Annotated in this window: 21 protein-coding genes; 11 read left to right on the top strand and 10 right to left on the bottom strand. The window is 69.2% G+C overall.

Annotated elements, in window-relative coordinates:
- Position 1: 1 nt before the first annotated feature.
- On the bottom strand, positions 2 to 433 hold the full coding sequence (locus tag ASF68_RS08415; protein WP_056009251.1) for a hypothetical protein: 432 nt from the start codon (positions 431 to 433) through the stop codon (positions 2 to 4).
- Positions 434 to 512: 79 nt separating this feature from the next.
- Positions 513 to 1,160: a TetR/AcrR family transcriptional regulator gene (locus ASF68_RS08410; RefSeq protein WP_056009249.1), complete on the bottom strand. Its 648-nt coding sequence runs from the start codon at positions 1,158 to 1,160 to the stop codon at positions 513 to 515.
- 132 nt (positions 1,161 to 1,292) lie between these two features.
- On the opposite strand from ASF68_RS08410, the gene ASF68_RS08405 reads away from it, so the two are divergent.
- The 6 genes from ASF68_RS08405 (at position 1,293) to ASF68_RS08380 (ending at position 9,184) form a co-directional block, all read left to right on the top strand.
- A complete protein-coding gene (locus ASF68_RS08405; protein WP_056009247.1) occupies positions 1,293 to 2,951 on the top strand; it encodes an ABC transporter substrate-binding protein in 1,659 nt (552 codons plus the stop codon).
- Between the two features lie 232 nt (positions 2,952 to 3,183).
- Positions 3,184 to 4,035: an ABC transporter ATP-binding protein gene (locus tag ASF68_RS08400; RefSeq protein WP_056009245.1), complete on the top strand. Its 852-nt coding sequence runs from the start codon at positions 3,184 to 3,186 to the stop codon at positions 4,033 to 4,035.
- Positions 4,032 to 4,829 (top strand): ABC transporter ATP-binding protein, encoded by a 798-nt coding sequence (locus ASF68_RS08395; RefSeq protein ID WP_056009243.1) that lies wholly within the window; start codon positions 4,032 to 4,034, stop codon positions 4,827 to 4,829. The genes ASF68_RS08400 and ASF68_RS08395 overlap by 4 nt, the downstream gene beginning before the upstream one ends.
- Positions 4,826 to 5,809 carry an ABC transporter permease gene (locus tag ASF68_RS08390; RefSeq protein WP_056009241.1) on the top strand — a complete coding sequence of 328 codons (984 nt, stop codon included), beginning with the start codon at positions 4,826 to 4,828 and terminating at the stop codon, positions 5,807 to 5,809. Before ASF68_RS08395 ends, ASF68_RS08390 begins: the two co-directional genes overlap by 4 nt.
- Position 5,810: 1 nt before the next feature.
- Complete coding sequence (locus ASF68_RS08385; protein ID WP_082498540.1) at positions 5,811 to 6,887, top strand: ABC transporter permease; 1,077 nt, start codon at positions 5,811 to 5,813, stop codon at positions 6,885 to 6,887.
- Positions 6,884 to 9,184, top strand: a complete 2,301-nt coding sequence (locus tag ASF68_RS08380) for a glycoside hydrolase family 3 N-terminal domain-containing protein (protein WP_056009239.1) — start codon at positions 6,884 to 6,886, stop codon at positions 9,182 to 9,184. The genes ASF68_RS08385 and ASF68_RS08380 overlap by 4 nt, the downstream gene beginning before the upstream one ends.
- Before the next feature lie 111 nt (positions 9,185 to 9,295).
- Here ASF68_RS08380 and ASF68_RS08375 read toward each other — a convergent pair whose 3' ends face one another.
- The 3 genes from ASF68_RS08375 to ASF68_RS08365 form a co-directional block, all read right to left on the bottom strand.
- Positions 9,296 to 9,598 carry a hypothetical protein gene (locus ASF68_RS08375; protein ID WP_056009237.1) on the bottom strand — a complete coding sequence of 101 codons (303 nt, stop codon included), beginning with the start codon at positions 9,596 to 9,598 and terminating at the stop codon, positions 9,296 to 9,298.
- A 180-nt stretch (positions 9,599 to 9,778) separates the two neighbouring features.
- Entirely contained in the window at positions 9,779 to 10,045 is a 267-nt protein-coding gene (locus ASF68_RS08370) for a hypothetical protein (protein ID WP_157580265.1), read from the bottom strand.
- On the bottom strand, positions 10,042 to 10,362 hold the full coding sequence (locus ASF68_RS08365) for a hypothetical protein (RefSeq protein WP_056009234.1): 321 nt from the start codon (positions 10,360 to 10,362) through the stop codon (positions 10,042 to 10,044). Before ASF68_RS08365 ends, ASF68_RS08370 begins: the two co-directional genes overlap by 4 nt.
- Positions 10,363 to 10,577: 215 nt before the next feature.
- Between ASF68_RS08365 and ASF68_RS08360 the strand changes: the two genes are divergently transcribed.
- On the top strand, positions 10,578 to 11,129 hold the full coding sequence (locus ASF68_RS08360) for a Dps family protein (RefSeq protein WP_056009232.1): 552 nt from the start codon (positions 10,578 to 10,580) through the stop codon (positions 11,127 to 11,129).
- Positions 11,130 to 11,203: 74 nt separating this feature from the next.
- On the opposite strand, the gene ASF68_RS19335 is transcribed toward ASF68_RS08360, so the two are convergent.
- Positions 11,204 to 11,332 (bottom strand): hypothetical protein, encoded by a 129-nt coding sequence (locus tag ASF68_RS19335; protein WP_255353626.1) that lies wholly within the window; start codon positions 11,330 to 11,332, stop codon positions 11,204 to 11,206.
- A 117-nt stretch (positions 11,333 to 11,449) separates the two neighbouring features.
- Between ASF68_RS19335 and ASF68_RS08355 the strand changes: the two genes are divergently transcribed.
- The gene (locus ASF68_RS08355) at positions 11,450 to 12,634 is read left to right on the top strand and encodes an aromatic acid exporter family protein (RefSeq protein ID WP_162239349.1); all 1,185 of its coding nucleotides are present in this window, start codon (positions 11,450 to 11,452) and stop codon (positions 12,632 to 12,634) included.
- Between the two features lie 55 nt (positions 12,635 to 12,689).
- Here the strand turns inward: ASF68_RS08355 and ASF68_RS08350 are convergent, their stop codons facing one another.
- Positions 12,690 to 13,529 (bottom strand): SDR family oxidoreductase, encoded by an 840-nt coding sequence (locus ASF68_RS08350; protein ID WP_056009228.1) that lies wholly within the window; start codon positions 13,527 to 13,529, stop codon positions 12,690 to 12,692.
- A 187-nt stretch (positions 13,530 to 13,716) separates the two neighbouring features.
- Between ASF68_RS08350 and ASF68_RS08345 the strand changes: the two genes are divergently transcribed.
- The 3 genes from ASF68_RS08345 to ASF68_RS08335 all read left to right on the top strand — a co-directional run bounded on the left by ASF68_RS08345 (position 13,717) and on the right by ASF68_RS08335 (position 17,514).
- Complete coding sequence (locus tag ASF68_RS08345; RefSeq protein ID WP_056009226.1) at positions 13,717 to 15,501, top strand: glycoside hydrolase family 15 protein; 1,785 nt, start codon at positions 13,717 to 13,719, stop codon at positions 15,499 to 15,501.
- Positions 15,502 to 15,659: 158 nt separating this feature from the next.
- Positions 15,660 to 16,568 carry an SMP-30/gluconolactonase/LRE family protein gene (locus tag ASF68_RS08340; protein WP_056009224.1) on the top strand — a complete coding sequence of 303 codons (909 nt, stop codon included), beginning with the start codon at positions 15,660 to 15,662 and terminating at the stop codon, positions 16,566 to 16,568.
- A 49-nt stretch (positions 16,569 to 16,617) separates the two neighbouring features.
- The gene (locus ASF68_RS08335) at positions 16,618 to 17,514 is read left to right on the top strand and encodes an SDR family oxidoreductase (RefSeq protein WP_056009222.1); all 897 of its coding nucleotides are present in this window, start codon (positions 16,618 to 16,620) and stop codon (positions 17,512 to 17,514) included.
- Positions 17,515 to 17,596: 82 nt separating this feature from the next.
- Here the strand turns inward: ASF68_RS08335 and ASF68_RS08330 are convergent, their stop codons facing one another.
- Genes ASF68_RS08330 through ASF68_RS08320 form a run of 3 tightly spaced genes read right to left on the bottom strand, consistent with a single transcriptional unit; the run spans position 17,597 to position 19,363 of the window.
- On the bottom strand, positions 17,597 to 18,676 hold the full coding sequence (locus ASF68_RS08330; RefSeq protein WP_056009220.1) for a YihY/virulence factor BrkB family protein: 1,080 nt from the start codon (positions 18,674 to 18,676) through the stop codon (positions 17,597 to 17,599).
- Positions 18,669 to 18,911: a DUF3618 domain-containing protein gene (locus tag ASF68_RS08325; protein WP_056009218.1), complete on the bottom strand. Its 243-nt coding sequence runs from the start codon at positions 18,909 to 18,911 to the stop codon at positions 18,669 to 18,671. The genes ASF68_RS08330 and ASF68_RS08325 overlap by 8 nt, the downstream gene beginning before the upstream one ends.
- Positions 18,908 to 19,363 carry a phage holin family protein gene (locus tag ASF68_RS08320; RefSeq protein ID WP_082455948.1) on the bottom strand — a complete coding sequence of 152 codons (456 nt, stop codon included), beginning with the start codon at positions 19,361 to 19,363 and terminating at the stop codon, positions 18,908 to 18,910. Before ASF68_RS08320 ends, ASF68_RS08325 begins: the two co-directional genes overlap by 4 nt.
- Positions 19,364 to 19,410 lie beyond the last annotated feature (47 nt).

The raw sequence follows: 19,410 nt of genomic DNA, 5'->3' as shown, positions 1-19,410 counted from the left end.
ATCAGACGGCTCTGGCCAGCAGCTCCGTGACCCGCTTCGCGACGGCGTCGTTCCACGCGGTGATCCCGAACGCGGTCGGCCACATCTCGCCGTCGTCGAGCTTCGCCGAGTCGTTGAACCCGAGGGTCGCGTAACGTGCCTTGAACTTCGCGGCAGCCTGGAAGAACACGACCGCCTTGCCGTCGGCGCCGACGTAGGCGGGCATGCCGTACCAGGTCTTCGCGGCGAGACCGTAGTCGCCACCCATGATCAGTTCGTGCAACGGCTCGGCGATCGCCCGGTCGGCGTCCTCCATGTCCGCGATCGCGTCGACGACACCCTGCAACGCCTCCTCGCGGTTCGCCGCCGCCTTGAGCTCCTTCGCCCGCTCCTTCATCGCCGCGCGTTCTTCAGCGCTGAATCCACTCTTCGTACTCGACTGCTGCTCAGTCATCTCGACGTCCTTCCGTTCGGGGCTGTGGTTTGCCTCTCACGGTAGCCCTGCGAGCCTCACGGCGCTGCTCGAATCCGGCTCAGTCGTCCAGCGCCCCCTGGCCGAGCACCGACTCCACGATGACGCGGATGGCGTAGGCACTCGTCTCGGCGAGGTCGACGTCGGCGGGGTCGATGAGCCATTGCACCTGCAGTCCGTCCATGACCGCGAGGATCGACGCCGCCGCGCGATGGATCGTCTCCGGTGCGTCGACGCCGCGCTCAGCGCACACCGCCTGGAACGCTTCGGCGATCTCACGTCGCAGGGTCCGGTAGCGGTCGTCGAAGTAGTGCCTGGCCGGGTGGTCCTCCGTGACCGACTCCGCGGACAGGACGACGAACGCCTGCACGATCCCGGCCCGCTGCGCGTTCGTCGCCGCCGTGCGGATGAGGTGCTTGAACAGTTCGATGCCGCCGGGGATGTGCTGGTCGTCGAGGTTCTCGACGTCGGTCGCATCGCGGTAGCTGAGCACCTCGAGGAGCAGCTGGTCTTTCGACCCGAAGTGGTGCAGGATGCCCGCCGGCGTCATGTCGACCAGCTCGGCGATGTCGATGAGGGTGCCGTTCGCGTACCCCTTCGCGCCGAAGACGTCGAGCGCCGACCGAACGACCTCCGCCCGCCGCGCGACGGTCGCGGGACGGGGCTGCGGTTGTCTCTTCACCGTGCCGGGTGGTTTCACAGTCGTCATGCCGTCCGTTCCGCGATGAGCCTCGATGCGGCGAGGATACCGCGCTTGCCAACTTACTGAATGGTCAGTAAGTTATCACCGAATCCCGACTTGCGCCGCACTGCCGCAGCGCACACCCAAGAGGAGAAAGCGATGAAGCTGAGAACCCCACTGCTGGCCGCGTTCGCGGCCACAGCCCTGCTGCTCACCGGATGCACCGGTGGCGGCGGGTCGAGCGACGGCCCCGAGGAGGGTGCCGCGCTCACGATCGCGAAGCCCGACGGCTCGATCGCCACCGAATCCAACAACCCCTACGTCGGCGACTCATCCGCCATGAAGCTCGGGTACATCAACGCGATCCTCGAGCCGCTCGCGATCGTCAACCTCGTCGACCCGAGCGCCGAGGTCAAGCCGTGGCTCGCGTCCGAGATCGCCTGGACCGACGACTACACCTCCGTCGCCCTGACCGCCCGCGACGGCGTCACGTGGAACGACGGCGAGGCCTTCAGCGCCGACGACATCGCCTTCACCTTCCAGCAGTTCATCGACCACCCGGAACTCGACAACTCGGCCCTCGGCCTCACCGGCGTCGCGACCGAGGGCGACACCGTCACCCTCTCGTTCACGAACCCGATGTTCGTGAAGCAGGACAAGGTCCTCCTCAAGCAGATCGTCCCGAAGCACATCTGGGAGTCCGTCGACGACCCGGCCACCTTCGAGAACCCCGAGCCCGTCGGCACCGGCCCGTACACGCTGACGAGCTTCAGCACCGAGAGCGTCGAACTCTCCGCCCGCGACGACTACTGGGGCGAGCAGCCGGCCGTGCCGACGCTCTACTACGTCTCGTACAACGACAACACGGCGCTCACCACGGCCCTCGCGAACGGCGACGCCGACTGGGCGCAGGCCTTCATCCCGAACGTGCAGTCCGCGTACCTCGACAAGGACAAGGAGCACAACGTCTACTGGGCGGCCGCCGGTCTCGCCGTCGACGCGATGTTCGTGAACACGCAGACGAAGCCCTTCAACGACCCCGCCTTCCGGCAGGCCGTCAACCTCGTCATCGACCGCGAACAGCACCAGCAGATCGCCCGTGAGGGCGGCGTCCCCGAGCTCAGCTCGATCACCGGCCTGCCGACCCCGGCCGGCGACGCGTTCATCCCCGCCGAATTCGAGGGTGAGGACTACACCGTCGACGCGAAGGCCGCGAAACAGGTCCTGACCGACGCCGGGTACACCTGGAACGACGACGTGCTCACCGACCCCTCCGGCGAGGCCGTCACCTTCACCCTGTCCGTCCCGCAGGGGTGGAACGACTACGTCACCGGCATCAGCCTCATCGCCGATTCGGTGAAGTCGCTCGGGGTCACCGCCACCGTCGACACCCCCGACCAGGACACCTGGTGGGCGGCGAAGTCGGACGGCGACTTCCAGGCGATCCTGCACTGGACCGACACCGGCGCGACGCCGTACGACCTGTACTCCGACATCATGGACGGCCGCTGGCTCGTCGCCGAGGGTGAGGCCGCCGACTTCAACTTCGGACGCTACGACAGCCCCGAGGCCACCGCGGCCCTCTCGGCCTACGCCAACGCGACGGACGACGCCACGCGGGCCGCAGCCCTCGAGACGGTCCAGAAGCTGTTCGTCTCCGACGTCCCCGCGATGCCGATCGGCACGCGCCCGTTCATCGGCTCGTACAACACCCGCAACTACACCGGGTGGCCGAGCGAGGACGACCCGTACGCCCCGGCCGACCCGACGCAGCCGACCGCCGTGTACATCCTCACGCAGCTCAAGGCCGCGAAGTAGGGGTACCCGCACACCGACGGGCGGGGTGCTCATCCACCCCGCCCGTCACCTCCCGCATGCGCAACGGCATGCACCGCGATCAGCACAGAACGGACTCACGCAGTGACCAACGACGACCTGCTGACAGTCCGACGCCTTCTTTCATCAGCACAGAACGGACTCACGCAGTGACCAACGACGACCTGTTGACAGTCCGGCGCCTTCTTTCATCAGCACAGAACGGACTCACGCAGTGACCAACGACGACCTGCTGACAGTGTCCAACTTCAGCGTCACCTACGACGTCGAACCGCCCGTCGAAGCCGTGCGCGACGTCTCGCTCACCCTTCGCCGCGGCGAGATCCTCGGCCTGGCCGGCGAGTCCGGTTGTGGGAAGACGACGCTCGCCTACGGCTTGCAACGGCTCCTCAAACCACCGGCCGTCATCACGGGTGGCAGCGCCGTCTTCCACGACGAGTCGGGCGAGGACATCGACCTCGGCACGCTCGGCGAGGAGGAGATGCGCGCGTTCCGCTGGGACAAGGCCTCCATGGTGTTCCAGGGCGCGATGAACGCCCTGAACCCGGTGACCACCATCGGCCGCCAGCTGGACGACGTCTTCACCACCCACCGCCGGCGGATGACCCGGCCCGAGCGCCGCGACGAGGCCGGCAAGCTGCTCGACATCGTCGGCGTCGGTCGCGACCGGCTGAAGTCCTACCCGCACGAACTCTCCGGCGGCATGCGCCAGCGGGTCATGATCGCGATGGCGCTCGCCCTGAAACCGCAGCTCATGATCATGGACGAGCCGACCACCGCGCTCGACGTGCTCGTCCAGCGGGAGATCCTGCAGCAGATCTCCGAGCTCCGGACCGAGTTCGGCTTCTCCGTCATCTTCATCACCCACGACCTCCCGTTGCTCCTCGAGATCTCCGACCGCATCGCCGTCATGCGCGCCGGCCGCCTCGTCGAGATCGACACGGCCGAGCGCATCTACCGCCAGGCGCAGGACCCGTACACCCGGAAACTCCTCGCCTCCTTCCCGAGCCTCACCGGCGAACGCGGCGACTTCGTCCGCGGCGCACAGACCGGAGTGACCGCATGACCACCCTCGAGTTCTCCCACGTCTCCAAGCGCTACCGGGTGCGCGGTTCCGGCCACATGCTCGCGCTCGACGACGTCAGTTTCACCCTGCGCTCCGGCCAGACCCTCGCACTGGTGGGGCAGTCCGGCAGCGGCAAGTCCACGATCGCGAAGATCCTCACCCAGTTGGAACGGGCCACGAGTGGCGACATCCTGCTCGACGGGAAGGCCATCCCACGGCGCGGTCGCGCGCTCCGCCGCTACCGGCAGCAGGTCCGCATGGTCTTCCAGGACCCGTTCGCCTCGCTGAACCCCTCACACACGATCCGGCATCACCTGGAGCGACCGCTGCGCCTCGACCACGTCGTGCCGGAGGCGGAGGTCGAAGACGAGGTGCACCGCCTCCTCGAGCGCGTGCAGCTCGACCCCGCCGGCACGATCGACCGGCGGCCACACGAGCTGTCGGGCGGCCAGCGGCAGCGGGTCGCCATCGCCCGCGCGCTCGCCTCGCGGCCCTCCCTCCTCATCGCCGACGAACCCGTCTCGATGCTCGACGTCTCCATCCGACTCGGGGTCCTCAACCTGCTCGCCGAGTTGCAGCGCGAATCGCAGCTGGGGGTCCTGTACATCACGCACGACCTCGCGACGGCACGCCACTTCAGCGACGAGATCATGGTCCTGCACCACGGCGAAGTGGTCGAGCGCGGTCCGGCCGACGACGTCATCCTCCGCCCCCAGCACCCGTACACGCTCGCGCTCCGCAACGCGTCACCAGACCCGGACCGCCACTTCGCTGGAACGGAGACCATCGCATGACCTTCTTCCTCCGCCGCGCCGCCTTCTACGCGTTCACCGCCTGGGCCGCGATCACGATCAACTTCTTCCTGCCACGGATGCTCAAGGGCGACCCGGTGTCGGCGTACATCGCGAAGAACCAGGGCCGCATCAGCCCCGAGGCCGCCGACTCGCTCCGCACCCTGTTCGGCCTCGACGCCGACAAATCGATGCTCGAGCAGTACCTCGACTACTGGCGGCTGCTCTTCTCGGGCGACCTCGGCCGGTCCTTCTCGAAGGGACTCGCACCCGTCACCGACGTGATCGCTGCGGCACTGCCCTGGACGGTCGGGCTCGTCGGCATCGCGACGATCCTCTCCTTCGTGCTCGGCACGTCGATCGGCGCCCTCATCGGCTGGCGACGCGGGAGCAAGGCGGACTTCATCGTCCCGCTGTCCACCTTCTTCTCCACCGTGCCGTACTTCTGGATGGGGCTCATCGCGATCGCCGTGTTCTCCACCCTGCTCGGCTGGTTCCCCGCCTCGCACGCCTACGGCAAGGGGTCGAGACCGGAGTTCACGCTCGACTTCATCGGGCAGGTGATCGCCCACGGCTTCCTCCCCGCGGCGACGATCGTGCTCGCCTCGCTCGGCGGGTGGATCCTCGGCATGCGCAACATGATGGTGACCGTGCTCGACGAGGACTACGTCACGGTCGCGCAGGCGAAGGGCCTCCCGACCCGCCGGGTGCTCGTGGACTACGCCGCCCGCAATGCGATGCTGCCGCAGCTGTCGAGCTTCGCGCTCTCGCTCGGCTTCATCGTCGGCGGGACCATCGTCATGGAGATGGTCTTCTCCTACCCGGGCGTCGGCAAGCTCCTGCTCGACGCCACGACGGCGAAGGACTACCCGCTCATGCAGGGCCTGTTCCTCGTCATCACCCTCACCGTCCTCGTCGCGAACATCCTGGCCGACGTCGCCTACGCGGTGCTCGACCCCCGCACCCGCCAGATGGAGTCCTGACATGACCATCCCCACCACCCAGGCCGTCACCACCGAGGCCCTCGCCACCGCGGAGGCGCCGAAGCCGTCGCCCAGGGGCCGCTCGTTCGGCGCCAGGTTCGGAGCGTCGTTCGCGATGTTCCGCAACGGCAAGTCGATCACCGGCCTCTGCATCCTCGGGTTCTTCGTCCTCGTCGCGATCTTCGGCGATCTCATCGCGCCCTACGGACCGCTCGAGAAGGACTTCACCGCGCTGCGCCAGGCGCCGTCAGCGGCCCATCTCCTCGGGACCACCCACATGGGCGAGGACGTCCTCAGCCAGCTCGTCTACGGCACCCGCGGCGTCCTCGTCGTCGGGTTCCTGGCCGGGATCTTCGCGACGATCATCGCCGTCGCCATCGGTGTGACCGCCGGGTACGTGTCCGGGTTCACGAGCGAGTCCTTGTCGGCCCTGACGAACGTGTTCCTCGTCATCCCCGGCCTCCCGCTCATGATCATCGTGGCATCGCAGTACGACGACCCGAGCCTCTTCCTCATCGCCGGCGTGCTCGCCCTCACCGGGTGGGCGTGGGGCGGCCGGGTCCTCCGCGCCCAGACGATGTCCTTGCGGAACCGGGACTTCGTCCAGGCGGCGAAGGCGAACGGCGAGTCCCTCTTCCGGATCATCACCGTCGAGATGCTGCCGAACCTCACCGCCATCATCGCGTCGAGCTTCGTCGGCACGGTGACCGCGGCGGTCCTCGGCCTCACCACGCTCGCCTTCATCGGCGTCATCCCGATCACCAACCTCAACTGGGGCACCATCCTGTTCTGGGCGCAGCAGAACGGCGCCTTCCCCGACTTCTGGTGGTGGTACGTGCCCGCCGGTGTGTGCATCGCACTCCTCGGCGTCGCGTTGTCGCTCATCAACTTCGGCATCGACGAGTACGTCAACCCACGACTGCGGTCGGCGGGCGAACGTGCCAGGGCGCTGCGGAAGCGCGGCATCAAGCCGGGGGCGAGCGTCACCGCCGTCCGCACCGAACCTGCAGCACGGAGCGGCACGATGAATACGACCGACACGACCGACCCCGAACGCCCTGGAGTGACCGAACGATGAAGACCGAGACCGCCCGCTACCTCGACGCGTCCCTGCCGATCGCCGCGCGGGTCGACGACCTCGTGGGCCGCATGACGGTGCGCGAGAAGGTCGGGCAGATGATGCAGCTCGACGCGCGCGACGACATCGAGGCACACGTCCTCGAGACCCAGGTGGGGTCGATCCTGCACGCCTCGCCCGAGCGGCTCGCCACGGCGCACGCGTTGACGAGGCGCACGCGACTCCAGATCCCGTTGATCGTGGGGGAGGACTGCATCCACGGCCACTCCTTCCACCTCGGCGCGACGATCTTCCCGACGCAGCTGGCCATGGCCGCCAGCTGGGACACCGGGCTGCTCGAACGGGTCGCCAGGGCCACCGCCGTCGAGGTCGCCGCCACCGGGGTGCACTGGACGTTCTCGCCGGTGCTCTGCATCGCCCGCGACCTCCGCTGGGGGCGGGTGGGGGAGACCTTCGGTGAGGACCCCTTCCTCATCGGCGAGCTCGCCTCGGCGATGGTCCGCGGCTACCAGGGCGACGGGCTCACGGACCCGACCGCCATCCTCGCCACCGCGAAGCACTTCGCCGGGTACTCCGAGACGCAGGGCGGCCGGGACGCGAGCGAGGCCGACATCTCGCCGCGCAAGCTGCGGTCCTGGTTCCTGCCACCCTTCGAGCGTGTCGCCCGCGAGGGGTGCGCCAGCTTCATGCTCGGCTACCAGTCGATCGACGGCGTCCCGATCACGGTCAACGAATGGTTGCTGAACGACGTCCTCCGCGACGAGTGGGGCTACGAGGGGACGCTCATCACCGACTGGGACAACGTCGGACGCATGGTGTGGGAGCAGCACGTGAGCCCCGACCACGTCCACGCCTCCGCCGCGGCCGTCCGCGCCGGCAACGACATGGTGATGAACACGCCGGGCTTCTTCGACGGCGCCCTCGAAGCACTCGACCGCGGCATGCTCGAGGAGTCCGACCTCGACCGCGCCGTCCGTCGCATCCTCACGCTGAAGTTCGCCCTCGGGCTCTTCGAACACCCACGGCACCCGGACCCGGCCGAGCAACTCGCGGTGATCGGTTCGCCGGCACACACCGAGCTCAACCTCGAGACCGCCCGTCGCTCGCTCGTCCTGCTCCGCAACGAGGGCGTCCTGCCGATCAACGGCGGATACCGTGCCGACGAGGCCGGACGGGCGATCGCCGACGCCGAGACCGAGGCCGGACCCGTCCGCATCGCCGTCGTCGGCCCACTCGCGGACGACGCGCAGATGCAGCTGGGTGACTGGGCCGGGAACTCCGGTCAGGCGGGGTGGCTGCCCGACGGCCAGCCGCGGGAGCTGATCACGACCGTGCTGGACGGCCTGCGTGCGGCGACCCCGGCCGGCAGCACGGTCACGACCGCGTTCGGGGCCGACATCCTCACGCTCTCACCGGATCCGACCGGAGCGACCTTCCCCGACGGACAACCCCGTCCACCGCTCGTCACCCCGGCCGAACCGGACGCGGCACTCATCGCGGAAGCCGTCGCCCAGGCCGAGCAGGCCGACGTGGTGGTCGCCGTGGTCGGCGACCGGATCGAACTCGTGGGCGAAGGCCGCTCCACCGCGACCCTGGAACTCGTCGGCGGCCAGATCGCCCTCCTCGACGCCCTGGCCGCCACCGGGAAGCCGCTCGTGGTGGTGCTGCTCGCCTCCAAGCCGCTCGTCCTGCCGCCGTCAGCGCTCGCGGCGGACGCGATCGTGTGGGCCGCGAGCCCCGGCATGCAGGGTGGTCGAGCGATCGCCGAACTCCTGCTCGGCCTGATCGAGCCGACCGGACGCCTCCCGATCTCGTTCGCCCGGCATGCCGGCCAGCAGCCGACGTACTACAACCAGATCCGCGGCCAGCACGGCGACCGATACGCCGACCTCACCCAGGACCCGGCGTTCGCGTTCGGCGACGGCCTGTCGTACTCGACCGTCGAGTACGGGGAGCCGCGCCTCGACCGGATCGTCCACACCCGCACGGACACCGTGCGCGCGGAGATCGAGGTGCGGAACACCGGGACCCGTCCCGTGCTCGAGACGGTCCAGGTGTACGTCAGCGACCTCGTCACCTCGGTCAGCTGGGCGGACCAGGAACTGAAGACGTTCCGTCAGGTCTCCGTCGAGCCGGGGGAGACCGCGGTGATCACGATCGAGCTGCCGGTCGCCGAGTGCACGATCGTCGACGCCCGCGGTCGCCGCGTGGTCGAGGCCGGTGAGTTCGAACTGCGCGTCGGTGGCTCGTCACGGGCCGAAGCGCTGCGGTCGGTCCGCTTCACCGTCGAGGACTGAGGCGCTGCGGCCACTCGCTCGGACAGCACGAAGCCGCCCCGCCGGTCCGCACGAAGTCCCTCCTGTTTCGTGCGTCCCGTCGGGGCGGCTTCGTGCCGCTTGCGCGGTCGGTCAGGCCAGCTCTTCGACGTCCGCGCGGACCGTGACCTCGCCGCCGTTGGCGCCGTGCATGAGGTCCTCCAACAGCGGGCGGTCCATCTCGAACGTCTCATCCGACTCGAAGCTGAACTGCAGCGGGATCGACGGGTGCAGCCAGAGCGTGACCCGGCCGCGCTCCGTCGAGGTGTCGCGCAACGTCACCGAGAACGACTCGTTCCGGCGCAACTTCATGAGGGTGATGGTCTTCACATGAGCCAGCATCCGGTCTTCGAGGTGGAAACGGTTCTCGCCCGTTCCGTACACGATCGCGCCCATGGTGTCTGCCCTTCTCCGGACCTCCGACGGTCGACACGACGAGATGCGTCGGTGTCGAGCGGCCAGCCTGGAGACCCACTTCAATGTCCGCCGGACAAGTCTAGGAAGCTTGAAATCGTCGCCCTGAACTGTTGATTTCCGGGGGCCGGCTGCGCTATGCGTGTCTGCTCCGCGATGCGGTCAGGACAGCGGGTCGGAATCCTGTCCCTCGGAGAGCGCCGAGGACGGTGTGTCCTGGGACTCACCGTCGGGCGTGCCCATGGCGATGCCGATGCCGGGGCCGACGAGCAGATTGATGGGCTCGAGCTGCCCCTCACCGCGATCGACCTGCAGCCAGCGGAACGTTCCGGAGGCGATGCTCTCGAGGACCTCGGCGCGGAACGCGTCCGGGTCTTCGACGGCGATGGAATACGGGAGTCCCTGGTAGACGATCTCCATACGGCTCATGCGTTTTGTCCTGTCCGGTTCGGAGCGGGCTCGGCGATGACCGACAGGCCGTGCGCCGAGTTCGCCGTGACGTTCAACGCGTCGATCCACGCGCGGTTGAGGTCGATCGGCACGCTGCCCGAGTACTTGAAGCGCAACGGCACCGAGGGGTGGATCCAGATCACACTGCGTCCGTCGCCGGCCCGCGGGTCGTCCTTCCACCCGAAGTAGAACGCCTCGTTCCGCCGGAGCTTGCCTCCGATGACGAACTGCAGGTGCGCCAGCAGCCGATCCTCGAACGTGATCGAGACCTCGGAACCGTAGATCAGTTTTCCCATGGCGGGTCGTGCTCTCCTCATCGTGCGTCGCGCGGAGTCCCGCGCGATGTGATGCTTCACCATAAGACTCCAGGCCGTGAATTCCCAGCCAGTGCCCATCGGGTTCCCGCGCGATGCCCACGTACGGGTGAGACTGGAACGATCGGGAGGTCGTGTCAAGGGGCCCGACATCCTCAGCCGAGGTGCGTACCCTCCCCTGGAGGAGGTGCCAAACCATGGCAACAGCAGAGAAGACCAGCACGACCCGATCGGCTCCCGGAGGAACCGGCGCGAAGCCCACCCGCCGTCAGAACGCGGAGAAGGGGTTCGTCGCGTCGAAGGCCCTCGACGAGAACATGCAGGCGGTCCTCGTCGACCTGATCGAGTTGTCGATCCAGGGCAAGCAGGCCCACTGGAACGTCGTCGGACGCAACTTCCGCGACACCCACCTGCAGCTCGATGAGATCATCGACGCGGCCCGCGAGTTCAGCGACACCGTCGCCGAGCGCATGCGCGCCCTGCACGCCGTGCCGGACGGCCGGAGCGACATCGTCGCCGAGACGACCACGCTGCCCGAGTACCCGCAGGGTGAGATCGACACGGCCGAGACGATCGACCTGATCACCGTCCGCCTGGAGGCGACCGTCGGCACGATGCGTCGTGTCCACGACGACGTCGACGAGGAGGACCCGACCAGCGCGGACATCCTGCACGCGATCATCCAGCAGCTGGAACAGTTCGCGTGGATGATCAGCGCGGAGAACCGCACGGTGACCCGGAGTCGATGACCACGGGCGGCGTCCGGAGACGATCACTCGTCTTCGGACGCCGCCACCCGAGGTCGTGCGGCCAGGTTCAGCGACTACTCGTCTTCGGCGCCGCCGCCCGAGGCCGTGTCCTCACCATCGGTGGACTCGGAGCCGTCGGAGCTCGAGCCGTCGGGGATCTCCTCCGCGTCGGGACGTGAGGATGATGCAGATGCGTTCGTCATGTTCGCTTCCTTCCTGGTTGTCGCCATCGGAGATGACGACACCAACGCTAGGCCGCGGAGCTGATCGACGGGTGGGGGTTGACGCCCTGACGGGGCGAGACCAGCATGGCGGCTGTGATGAGCGATGAACCGGTGATGGCCCGCGAGACGAGCACGGGGAGCATCCGCACACCCCGGCAGCGGCTCGGTGCCTGGATCACGCCCGCACTCCGCCCCTGGCGGCTGATGCTCGCGCTGAAGACCGCCATCGCCGCGACGGCCGCCTGGTTCCTCGGCGGATTCATCCCCGGCGAGCTCGGCGACTTCTCCTACTACGCGCCGCTCGGCGCGCTCGTGAGCCTCACGCCGACGCTCATGGACTCCGTCCGGTCGAGCCTCCAGACCCTCATCGGGCTGGGACTCGGCATCGGCCTCGCCTGGGCGCTCATCGTCTCACCGGCGCCGGGCTGGGTGTCCGTCGCCCTCTCCGTCGGGCTCGGGACGATCCTCGCCGGTCTGCCCGGCCTCGGTCAGGGACGCGACTACGTGCCCATCGCCGCCCTCTTCGTCATCATCATTGGCGGCGCCAACGCGAACGACTTCTCGCTCGGCTACCTCGTGCAGATGGCGCTCGGCGTGCTCGTCGGGTTGCTCGTGAACCTGCTCATCATGCCGCCGCTGTTCGTCCGGGAGTCGGCCGCGGGCATCGCCGCGGCGCGCGGCCGCATGGTCGACGCGCTCCGGACCATGTCGACGACCCTGTCGTCCGAGACGGAGCCGGCGGCCGACGACCCACCGCCGTGGGAGCGGTCCGTGACGTCGCTGCGGCACGACACCGACGCTGCCAGGGGACTCGTGCGCGACGCGGCGGAGAGTCGTCGCGCCAACCCGAGGACCAGGTGGAACAAGCACGACTTCCGCGGCGACCAGGGTGCACTGGAGGCGCTCGAGCGGATCGCCCCCGCCGTGGTGGAGCTCGGCGACGCGCTCCGCGCCGCCCTGTGGGGGATCCCCGTGCCCGTGCGGCTCGGCACCGAGGTGCGTGCGACGCTCGCCGACGCCTTGGACGCAGCCGCCGACCTCGTCGACGCCGCGATCGACGACGAACGGCTGCCGGAGGCCCTCGAGACCTCGGATCAGGCGCTCGTCGCCCTGCGGCGGGCGGTCAGGTCGGCGCACGTCGACGCGGTGAACCAGGCCGGCTCCGACGCCGGATCGGCAGATGACCCGGCCGACGACCCGGGCGGGGAGAACCTGCTCTTCGCACTCCGACGCATCCACGCCGAGGTCGAGAGCTCGAAGCGGACCGACCAGGCGGAGTGACGGGCCGGAGCCGACGGAACGCCGTGCATGAGGCGTCCCGTCGGCCCGGGACCGGTCAGAGGATCGGCTTGCCGCCCGTGACCGCGACCACGGCACCCGAGATGTAGCTGCCCTCGTCCGACGCGAGCAGCACGTACGGCGGCGCGACCTCGGCGGGCTGTCCAGGACGCCCGAGGGGTGTGTCCGTCCCGAACGACTCGACCGTCTCCGGCGGCATCGTGGACGGGATGAGCGGCGTCCAGATGGGGCCGGGGGCGACGGCGTTCACCCGGATCCCGTCCCCACCGAGCATCTGCGCGAGCGACGCGGTCATGCTCGCGAGGCCCGCCTTCGTCATGGCGTAGGGCATGAGCTGTGGCGACGGCGAGTCGGCCTGCACGGAGCTGGACGCGATGATCGCGGAGCCGGGTGCCATGTGAGGGACGGCGGCCTTGCTCAGGTGGAAGAACGCGCTCAGGTTCGTGGCGAGCGTGTGGTCCCACTCCTCGTCCGGGATCTCGGCGAGGCTCTCGCGGGTCATCTGGTACGCGGCGTTGCTCACGAGGATGTCGACCTTGCCGAAGCGCTCGACCGTCGCGCGGACGATCTCACGGCAGTGCTCGGGGCTCGTCAGGTCGCCACCGATGCTGAGTGCGGTCCGGCCGGCCTCCTCGACCCAGCGGACCGTGTCGGCCGCATCCTCGTCCTCGTCGAGGTAGCTGACGACGACGTCGGCGCCCTCCCGCGCGTAGGCGATGGCGACGGCCTTGCCGATGCCGCTGTCGCCGCCGGTGATGATGGCGACCTTGCCCTCGAGCTTGCCGGAGCCCTGATAGCTGGTCTCGCCGTGGTCGGCCTGCGGCGTGAGCGCTCCCTCGGTTCCGGGTGGCTGCTGCTGCTGAGCGGGCTGATTCATGGTGTTCCTCCCTGTGCTGCTGTGGATGTCGGCATGCTGCGGTGTGCGGTCTTTCCACCCAAGCCGATCCGGGAGATCCGCCTCCAGGGGTTGACGCCCGACCTGGGCGAGGCGGACGGCGCTAGCAGTCGCGTGGGGGCCCCGCCAGCCCCGACGATTCCGGGACGCGGCTCGTAGGGTGAAGTGCATGACCGCAGCTGGCGAGGACCTCCGTTCGTACGCACCGATCGGAGACGGCCGTACCGTCGCCCTCATCGGGATGCGAGGCCAGGTCGACTGGTTGCCCATCCCCGACCTCAGTTCGATGCCCGTGTTCGCGAGGCTCGTGGACGACGACACCGGTGGGTGCATCGAACTCGAGCCCGTCGGCGAATACACCGTGAAGCGGCGCTACGTCGCCAACACCAACGTGCTGCGGACGACCTTCACCACCGAGCACGGCCGGGCGTCCATCACCGACGCCCTCGTCACCGGCATCGCGGGGCGCCTCCCGTGGGCCGAGCTCGCGCGTCGTATCGACGGGATCTCCGGCAGTGTCGAGTTCCGGTGGCGGGTGCGACCGGGGACCGCACTCGGCACGGCCTCCCCGTGGATCGAGGACAGCACCCGCGGTCCGATCATCCGCTCCGGCGCCACCACGATCGCGGTCGTCGGGGACGAGCACGGTGCAGCACCGGTCGACGGGGCCGGATCCGGCGCCACGGAACTCGACGGAGGGTTCACGACGAGCGAGGACTCCCGCCACCTGTTGATCGTCGTCGCCACCCACGGTGAGCCCATCCACCTCCCGGTGCCGGCCAACGTCGACGCCGGCATCGACCGGACGATCGAGAACTGGCGTGCGTGGTCGCGGGCGTTCTCCTACGAGGGTCCGTGGGCCGAACAGGTGCAGCGCAGCGCGCTCGCCCTCAAGCTGCTGATCTTCAGCCCGACGGGCGCGATCGCCGCCGCGGCGACGACGTCCCTGCCGGAGAACCCCCGCGGGGCGAAGAACTGGGACTACCGGTTCGCCTGGGTGCGCGACCTCGCGTACACCGCGCACGCGCTCGTCCGCTTCGGCCTCCGCGAGGAGACCCACGCCGCAGTCTCGTGGCTGCTCAGGACCATCCGTGAGAACGGACCGGAGCTCCACATCTTCTACGGCCTCGAGGGCGGGGTGCCCGACGGCGTGGTCGAGCACGACGTCCCCGGCTGGCGCGGCATCGGCCCGGTGGTCAGCGGCAACCCGGCCCAGGGGCAGTTGCAACTCGGCGTCTACGGGGACCTCATCGCGATCTGCCGCACCTACGTCGACGCCGGCAACGTGCTCGACGTCGAGACCGGACGACTGCTCGCCGAGGTCGCCGACCGCACCTGCGACCTGTGGCGCAACCGCGACGCCGGCATGTGGGAACTGCCCGACGAGGAGCACTACGTCTCGTCCAAGATGGGCTGCTGGCAGGCGCTCGGCGACGCCGTGCACCTGGCGGAGCTCGGTCAGGTCGCGGGCAGTGCCGATCGTTGGCGGGCCGAGCAGACGAGGATCCGCGAGTGGATCGACGAGCACGGCTGGTCGGAGGAGCGCGGGGCCTACGTCATGCACCCGGGCAGCGACGACCTCGACGCCTCGGTGCTCCTCCACGCGATGAGCGGTTTCGACCAGGGCGAGCGCATGTCCTCGACGATCGACGCCATCACGGCCGAGCTGGGGGACGGCGCGCTGCTGTACCGCTACTCGGGCGTGCAGCAGGAGGAGTTCACCTTCGTCGCGTGCGCGTTCTGGCGGGCGTCCGCCCTCGCCTGTGTCGGCCGCCACGACGAAGCGATCGCCGCCATGGACGAACTCGTCGGCATGACGAACGACGTGGGCATCCTCGCCGAGATGATCGACCCGGCCGACGGCGCGCACTGGGGCAACCTGCCGCAGGCGCTCAGCCACCTCGCGCTCATCAACACGGCCCTGACGATCAAGGAGCTCACCGCCGAGGACTGAGTAGCGTCGGGCGCGGTCGCGCACGGGAGTAACCCTGCTGACGGTCGGCGAGGTCATCGATCAGCCTCGCCCCGCGCGGTCGCGCACGGGAGTAACCCCTCGGCTCCAGGATTGCAAGCCCCGGGGTCGGAGCCCGCGGAATCCGTACCGTTGCAGCGATGGATGTTCAACCGCAGGTCTTCCGAGGCACCCCCGCCATCCTCGTCGAGAGCATCTGGTGGGACGCCCGCACGGACGAACTCGTGTGGGTCGACATCGCTGCCGGAACACTCCACCGTGGCCCGCTCGACGGAGCCGTCGACGGCAGTGACGACCGCGTCACCGAGCTGCCTCCGCCCCTCAGCGCGGTGCAGCCGCGCGTCGGCAGCGGGTACATCGCCGCACTCGGTGATCGCATCGTCACCCTCGACGAGGACGGGCTCATCGCCGAGACCGTCGCACGGATCGACCACGCGCACGCCGGCATGCGGAGCAACGAGGCGAAGGTCGACCCGTTCGGACGCTTCCTGGTCGGATCGATGAACACCACCACCGGCGATCCTGACGCGGCGCTGTACCTCCTCGACGACACCGGGCTCCGCACGCTCCTCGGCGGTTTCGGGGTCGCCAACGGCTTCGAATGGTCCGACGACGGGCGGACCTTCTACCTCACCGACACCGCCGTCAAGACGGTCTACCGCGCCGCCTACGGCGAGGACGGACGTCTCGGACCGCTCGAAGCCTTCCTCGTCGACTACGACTCCGACGGGCTCGCCCTGGACACCGAGGGCCGCTTCTGGAACGGCGTCTCCGGAGCCGGAACCGTCCTCCGATGGGGACCGGACGGCGCCGTCGAGGACCGCCTCACGGTCCCGGTGCCCGGCGTCACCTCCGTCGCCTTCGGCGGGCCGGAGCTCTCGACGCTCTTCGTCGGCACGTCGCGCGACGGCCTCTCCGAGGACGAGCTCGAGCGCGCCCCGCTGAGCGGCGCCATCTTCCGGTTCGACGGTCTGGCGACCGGCCGACCCGTCAACACCTACGGACGTCGATCAAGCTCGGCAGCCGCCCCCGCCGGCACACCGACCTGACCCACCTAGACCACCCACCGACCGAACACTGAACGAGAGGACCATCACCATGGCCGACGACCAGTACACCTTCACCGACCCGGCGAAGCTCTACGCCCACATCTCCGCCGAGAAGCAGCACCAGCCCGAGCCGGGGCTCGACGCGGAGCTCGACCCCAAGGCCGACCTCGGCGAGGAGAGCTACCGGGGCACCGGGCGGCTCACCGGCCGCAAGGCGCTCATCACCGGCGGCGACTCCGGCATCGGTGCCGCCACCGCGATCGCCTACGCCCGCGAGGGCGCCTCCGTGGCGCTCTCCTACCTCCCCGAGGAGGAGGAGGACGCGCAGCGCATCGCGGGCATCGTCCGCGAGGCCGGCGCCACCGTGCTCACCCTCCCGGGCGACCTGCGCGACCCCGCCTACTGCCGCGACCTCGTCGCCAAGACCGTCGAAGGCCTCGGCGGCCTCGACATCGTCGTGAACAACGGCGGCAAGCAGAAGTTCAACGAGGACCTCACCACCCTCACGGACGAGCAGTTCGACGACACCTTCAAGACCAACGTCTACGCGATGTTCTGGATCACGAAGGCCGCCCTGCCGCACCTGCCGGCCGGTTCGTCGATCATCAACACCACGTCGATCCAGGCGTACTCGCCGTCGGACATCCTCGTGGACTACGCGTCGACGAAGGCGACCATCAACGCCTTCACGAAGGCGCTCGCCCAGCAGCTCGCGCCGAAGGGCATCCGCGTCAACGCGGTCGCACCGGGGCCGATCTGGACGCCGCTCCAGGTGTCCGACGGTCAGCCGCAGGACAAGATCGCCGAGTTCGGCGAGGACACCCCGCTCGGCCGCATGGGCCAGCCGGCCGAGCTCGCCCCCGCGTACGTGTTCCTGGCGTCGGCGGAGTCGAGCTACGTGCTCGGTGAGACGCTCAACGTCAACGGCGGCATGCCCACGCCGTAAGCGTCGGCGACACGACGAAGCGCACGGTCCCTCGGGGCCGTGCGCTTCGTCGTGTGGGGCGCGCTGCTCGTGGAGGTCCTGCTCAGTCCGCGCGGTCTGCCGCTCGGCGGACCCGGCGGCCCTCGAGGACGTCCTTGGCGTCACGCTCGGCCACGGCCTTGATGGCGGCGTCCGACCGCAGGGGGAGCTGCAGCTCGGTCTCCGCCGCGACCCCCGCCGCGAGCTGACGGCCGCGCTGGATCTCGATGTCCAGCTGGGCGCCGAACAGCAGCGCCAGGTTCGCGATCCAGATCCACAACAGGAAGATCACGATGCCGGCGAGCGAACCGTAGGTGGCGTCGTAGTTGCTGAAGTTCGCGATGTAGAACCCGAAGCCGAGCGAGGCGACGAGCAGGATCAGGAGGGCGACGAGCGCCCCGATGCTGATCCAGCGGAACTTGGCCGGCTTCACGTTCGGCGTGGCCGAGTACAGCACCGCGAGGACGAAGACGAGCGCCGCGGCCATGACGGGCCACTTCGCGATCGACCAGACGGTGAGGCCCGTCTCGCCGAGGCCGACCGCCTGCCCGATGGCCTGGGCGACCGGGCCGGAGACGATGAGCGCGATCGCGATCACCGAGACGACGAGCAGGACCACGAGGGTCACGATGAGCTGCGTGGGCCGCAGGGTCCAGATGGTGCGGCCCTCCTCCACGCCGTACATGCGGTTGAGCGCGCGCCCGAACCCGCCGACGTAGCCGGAGGCCGACCAGATGGCACCGGCGATACCGGCGATCAGGGCGAAGCCGATGGCGGGCGACTCGACGAACTGGTTCACCGCGTCCGTGAGGAAGCCGAGGCTGTCGCCCGGCGCGAGGTTGCCGACGATCTCGAGGAGGGCGTCGGTGCCGCTGCGGCTCTGCCCGAACAAGCCGAGGATCGAGACGAGCGCGAGGACCGCCGGGAAGAGCGACAGGATCGCGAAGTAGGTGAGTCCTGCGGCCAGGTCGGTGCACTGGTTGGAGAGGAAGGAGTGCAGCGTGCGCTTCAGCACGTAGCCCTTCGGGACCGGGACGCGCTGCGGCAGCATCGTCTCCTCGCCGTCGTCCGCGTTCCGGTTCTCCGGGTCGTCCGGCTGGCTCGCGTCGCTGCGCTCACGGCCCTGCTTGGTGCTCTCAGACACGGTGCCCCCGGTTCGCGCGCCACAGCAGCACACCGGCGCCGACGACGGCCACCGAGGCGACGACGATCGCCGTGGTCCGGAGGTGGTAGGCGACCGCGGTCCGGACGTCGAACTTGCGGAACAGGAGGTCGAGCGTCTGCGCGAGGTGCTCCCGCGTCTCCTCGACCTCGAGCTGGAGGCTGTTCAGGCCGGCGCCCTCGGGCGGGGTGGGGCGGGTGAGGTCCTGGTCGCTCATGCTGCGGCCTCCTTGCGGTCGTGCTTCGAGTCGTGGTGCGGCTGGTCGGCGACGTGGTCGCCGGTGAGGGCTTCGACGCTGCGCTCCGGGACGGGCTTGGCGCCGGCCTTGAGCTTCTTGACGCCCACGAGGGCGAGGATGACGGCGACGAGGATCAGGACGACGCCGACGATCAGCGCGGCCAACCACGCCGGGAGGACGGTCGCGAGGCCGAGGACGGCCGCAGCGATCAGGGTCCCGAATCCGAAGAGGACGAGCACGAGTGCTGCGACGAGCAGGCCGGCCCCGATCCCGAGGTCCTTCGCCTTCTTCGTCATCTCGGCCTTGAAGAGGGCGATCTCGCCGGTGACGAGGCGGACGACGTCCTCGCGGAGATCGGTGAGGAGGGTCTTCATCGGGGGAAGTCCGCGGCGACTCCGTCTGCGGTCCGCCGCGCTTCTGGCATCGGTCATGTCAGCACTCTTCTCGTTGTGGTCCTCCAGCCCACACCCCTCGCGCG

Origin of the sequence: Plantibacter sp. Leaf314, assembly GCF_001423185.1 — a bacterium.
Taxonomy (GTDB): Bacteria; Actinomycetota; Actinomycetes; order Actinomycetales; family Microbacteriaceae; genus Plantibacter.
The sequence above is the reverse complement of the archived record's forward strand: the minus strand, read 5'-3'. Positions and strand labels throughout refer to the sequence as shown.